The 458-nt window shown below is 60.7% G+C and carries 1 protein-coding gene; it reads right to left on the reverse strand.

Annotation, left to right across the window (positions count from 1 at the left end; all coding sequences use genetic code 11):
• On the reverse strand, positions 1 to 458 hold a 458-nt coding region (locus JF66_RS23955), incomplete at both ends, for a hypothetical protein (protein WP_035880670.1).

Below are 458 nucleotides of genomic sequence, written 5' to 3' on the forward strand. Positions count from 1 at the left end.
CCACGTGGCCCCACGCCGCGTCAACGACGGCCGTCACTCTGGCATCTTCCAGGGGCGGGGTTGCTGCCTCCGCCATGTCGATGCAGCCCGTTCCGTCAAGTGCAGGCTGCTCGGAGCCGTCTTCGTTCGGTGCAAGGAGTATCCATTGGCCGTGAAGAGTGTCGCTGTAAGCCTGCTCCCGCTCATATCCCAGGGTGTCGAGATATCCCCGGTTCGGATCGATGTACTCGTCGTCAAGGGTCAAATCCTCAAGCGTCGGAATCATCCCGTAGCCGTGAATCGCGGTCCACTCGTCTTCGTCAAGTGATTCCGAAAATGTGGAAAGGTCTGCCTGCGGGTCATCGGGGATGTAGTCGAATCCGGCGGCGGCCATGCACGCGACAACAGCAGCCGATACGGTGGCGCTGCGGGCCGCCTCGGCTTGTTCGTTGTACTCCGGAAAAAGCTCTCCGATATAG

The organism is Cryobacterium sp. MLB-32 (assembly GCF_000738085.1).
In the GTDB taxonomy this organism is placed as follows: domain Bacteria; phylum Actinomycetota; class Actinomycetes; order Actinomycetales; family Microbacteriaceae; genus Cryobacterium.